Origin of the sequence: Klebsiella sp. YJ (genome assembly GCF_002108615.1) — a bacterium.
Lineage (GTDB): Bacteria > Pseudomonadota > Gammaproteobacteria > Enterobacterales > Enterobacteriaceae > Klebsiella > Klebsiella planticola.
In genome coordinates, this window is the sequence record NZ_MTEG01000077.1 from 1 (window position 1) to 3,847 (window position 3,847).

The 3,847-nt window shown below is 45.4% G+C and carries 3 protein-coding genes and 1 pseudogene; 2 read left to right on the forward strand and 2 right to left on the reverse strand.

All coding sequences use genetic code 11. The features are described from left to right. Positions 1-52 (reverse strand): IS1 family transposase (locus BV390_RS32045; RefSeq protein WP_165888145.1); only part of this gene is annotated, 52 nt, incomplete at its 3' end. A 56-nt stretch (positions 53-108) separates the two neighbouring features. On the opposite strand from BV390_RS32045, the pseudogene BV390_RS30065 reads away from it, so the two are divergent. Together BV390_RS30065 and BV390_RS30070 are read left to right on the forward strand one after the other, a co-directional pair. Next, a pseudogene (locus BV390_RS30065) lies at positions 109-567 on the forward strand (ATP-binding protein); the annotation flags it as partial. A 126-nt stretch (positions 568-693) separates the two neighbouring features. Then, on the forward strand, positions 694-2,109 hold the full coding sequence (locus BV390_RS30070) for a DNA cytosine methyltransferase (RefSeq protein ID WP_021312491.1): 1,416 nt from the start codon (positions 694-696) through the stop codon (positions 2,107-2,109). 89 nt (positions 2,110-2,198) lie between these two features. On the opposite strand, the gene BV390_RS30075 is transcribed toward BV390_RS30070, so the two are convergent. Further along, a complete protein-coding gene (locus BV390_RS30075) occupies positions 2,199-3,401 on the reverse strand; it encodes a type II restriction endonuclease (RefSeq protein WP_021312490.1) in 1,203 nt (400 codons plus the stop codon). Positions 3,402-3,847 lie beyond the last annotated feature (446 nt).

Sequence of the window (3,847 nt, forward strand, 5' to 3'; positions counted from 1 at the left end):
CCACCCCGTCAGTAGCTGAACAGGAGGGACAGCTGATAGAAACAGAAGCCACTGGAGCACCTCAAAAAAACCATCATACACTAAATCAGTAAGTTGGCAGCATCACCAGAATTTGAGGGGAACATCGCCAGTTTTATTTTCTCTGGAAAACCAGGCACTGGCAAAAACCATTTGGCAGCAGCAATCTGTAATGACCTCTTGTTGCGGGGAAAGTCAGTTTTAATCATAACGGTTGCAGACATCATGTCGTCCATGAAAGATACCTTCGGCAACAGGAATACCAGTGAAGAACAACTACTGAACGATCTCAGTAAAGTTGACCTTCTGGTCATTGATGAAATTGGAGTGCAAACTGAATCACGCTATGAAAAAGTTATCATCAACCAGATTGTTGATCGCAGGTCATCATCAAAACGCCCTACGGGGATGCTCACTAACAGTAATATGGAAGAAATGAACAAACTTGTAGGTGAGCGCGTCATGGACCGCATGCGTCTCGGAAACAGCCTATGGGTAGTGTTTAACTGGGAAAGCTACCGACATCGTGTTTCTGGAAAAGAATACTGAATCGACTGGAAAAACAATGAGAGTACTGCCTGGCAGAGCAGGTTATACTGGTTAAAACCACAGATATTATTTGTGCTGGGTTAAATGAGTGATAAACTATCACGCAGATAACCTGTGGAGGCAATAATGTCTGAATTTGATTCCCTTGCGGAAGAGCTGGTGGAAGAGGCACGTAATGAAGAGGCCAGACAACAGCAAAGGGACCTGTCACTGATAGGGAAAGTCCTTGAAATCTATGATCAGAAGTTTGTTGCCGAACTTCTGCGTAAGCTGGGAAATTCAGACTGGACCAGGGAGACCCTGAACCGCTGGATTAACGGGAAATGTGGGCCTCGTTCACTTACTGTAACTGAGGCATCGCTTCTTGAAAGACTGCTCCCGCAGCCGCCAGCTAACCATCCCAATTATGCTTTTCGGTTCATCGATCTCTTCGCCGGTATCGGCGGTATCCGTCATGGGTTTGAAGCCATTGGCGGCCAGTGTGTTTTCACAAGTGAATGGAACAGCTATTCAGTCAAAACTTATAAAGCAAACTGGTATTGCGATCCCGAAGCGCATATCTTCAATTCTGACATCCGCGATGTGACCCTCAGTCATAAAGAAAATGTCAGTGAAGAAGACGCCTACGCCCACATTGATAAATCGATACCCGATCATGATGTTCTGCTGGCGGGTTTCCCGTGTCAGCCATTTAGCCTTGCAGGTGTGAGCAAGAAAAACTCACTTGGCCGTAAACACGGTTTTGAATGTGATACCCAGGGGACCCTATTCTTTGATGTGGCTCGTATCATCATGGCAAAAAAACCGGCCATCTTTGTACTCGAGAACGTCAAGAACCTCAAAAGCCATGATAAAGGGAAAACTTTCCGTGTCATTATGGATACCCTGAATGAACTCGGTTACGACGTTGCCGATGCTGAGGCTACAGGTGCGGATGATCCAAAAGTTATAGATGGTAAGCATTTCATCCCTCAGCACCGGGAGCGTATTGTTCTGGTGGGCTTCAGACGTGACTTGAATTTAAGTCAGGGATTTAGCCTTGCTGACATTTCTTCGCTGTTTCCTGAAAGAAAAGTATTGTTCAGAGAGCTTCTTGACAGTGATGTTGATGATAAATACACACTAACGCCAAAGCTGTGGGATTATCTCTATAAATACGCGAAAAAACACCAAGAGAAAGGTAATGGATTTGGTTTTGGCCTGGTTAAACCAGACGATGATAAAGCTATTTCCAGAACAATATCAGCAAGATACCACAAAGATGGAAGTGAATCGCTCGTTGATCGTGGTTGGGATAGCGAACTCGGTGAAAAGAACTTTAACGACCCGGAGAACATGACCCGACGTCCTCGTCGTCTAACACCGCGTGAGTGTGCCCGGCTTATGGGATTTGAACAGCCAGGGAAAGTAACTTTTCGAATCCCCGTATCCGATACTCAAGCTTACCGCCAGTTCGGAAATTCCGTCATCGTGCCGGTCTTTGATGCTGTAGCGAAATTGCTGGAGTCACGGATCATCGAGGCTGTAAAGGCCCGGAAATAGATGCACTAAAAGAGCCCCAAGGGGCTCTTCAAATATCTGTGCTGGTATCATCCCATGCGCATACGACTCTCGCCAGATGTGGGGGGATGTCACCAATAGAGTTTTTTTATTTCATCGATAAACGCAGATAGTGACATTAGCTCACCCCTGATTTCCTCGGGAAAGGCCTTATGCAACCCAACCGGTACAACGAGCCGTATCCCCTCAGACTGCATTTCCCTGAACTGTGCCACAGATACGCCCTGCTGTACGGTGAACAGGTGTACTGTATCAATTCTGTCGGCCTCATTCAGTACCTGCCGCCAGCGGTCCTTACAGGTGGTTTTAACCCCCAACATGCGTAACCGTTCAGCTGGGTAATCAGGATCGTGATAGGCAGCACCGGAAGGAAAGATGAAATCGGGTTTTTTCTTACCTTCCGTGATAGCCTGGGTTTCAAAGCTCGTTGCACCGTGTTCTTTGAAAAGAGATTCAAGATGGAGCTCAAGACTTTTCCCGGCACGAGACTTCCTCCGGTTACTCACTGAATTAGCAAGCGAAATAAAATCATTCACCGTGGCAAAACCTTCGGCTATCTGACCCAGCACGTGCAGTTCCTCAACAGCAAGAAAAATTTCAAACTCAATTTTCCTCCTCCGCGTCAGTTGTGAGTCCGGGTCGTTAGTTGTTCTATCGTAATGACATGCGGCAAAACTAATAATCTCCCTTCCTGAAGGGAAGTAGTGGGCCCATTCGGGTGGAAGCTTATACTTTGTTCTGCCAGGAGCATTTTCTGTAAAGAACCCTCCAATTAATTTAAATCCCGGACCAAATATCGTTGCTCCCGGGATAACTTCACCAATAATAGGTTCAAGAATATCTTCCTCGGTCAGGTCCTTGCAGACCCAGACATCACAATAACTGGAAGATGTTCCAGGCACATGGTCGAAGGCGAGAAGTGCCAGAGCGCCGGTATTTTCCGGATTCTGGAGAGGATTTTTTCTACCAAAGCCCGTCAGACGCTTTTCATCACGGGTGCCCCCGAAAAATTTATTGTTGTAGTAAATGGCCCTTACATCATCAAGGTCAGGGCAATCAGGATGAGATGACACGTGAACAGAAAAAAGAGCTTCAGGATTTCTTAACTGAGTATCACGGAGGGAAGGAAACAGCTCATCAATGACGGCTCCCGGCATGTAAAGACCAGACTGGTGGGATCTTGTAGCACCGGTATCGTTCGCGGATAAGCGCTTAATGTATACCCAAACATTCGCAGAACACTTTGTTTGCAACCACTCCGCCAGAAGGCTCATTCAAACCACTCCACCATAAACATTCGCTGTTTATGCACGATGTTACGGATCTTGAGGGTAGAATCAAGACAAAAGAGAGTGAGCGGGGCTGTGGGGATAAAAGGTGTAACTGCGAATTCATTCGTATGTTCATGAGGTTATGCTAAAAATAAGCTAACATCATCACTGAATAATTTATTAAACCACTAAGTCATCTGAATTAAATTTCATCACTATCTTCACATTATATTCATATTCGCACTTACATTTAAATATAAAAACAAAAGTTAAAAAACAGCACGGTGTGATTTCATCTTTATAATTATTCACTGTTTATGAGATGAGTATTCTTATCTGCATTGGCTTTGTTGAATAAATCAGATTTCGGGTAAGTCTCCCCCGTAGCGGGTTGTGTTTTCAGGCAATACGCACGCTTTCAGGCATACCTGCTTTCGTCATTTTGTTCA

Bases quoted from the DNA above. Each gene is read 5' to 3' on its own strand.
- BV390_RS30075 (WP_021312490.1), bottom strand. From the start codon at position 3,401: ATGAGCCTTCTGGCGGAGTGGTTGCAAACAAAGTGTTCTGCGAATGTT.
- BV390_RS30070 (WP_021312491.1), top strand. From the start codon at position 694: ATGTCTGAATTTGATTCCCTTGCGGAAGAGCTGGTGGAAGAGGCACGT.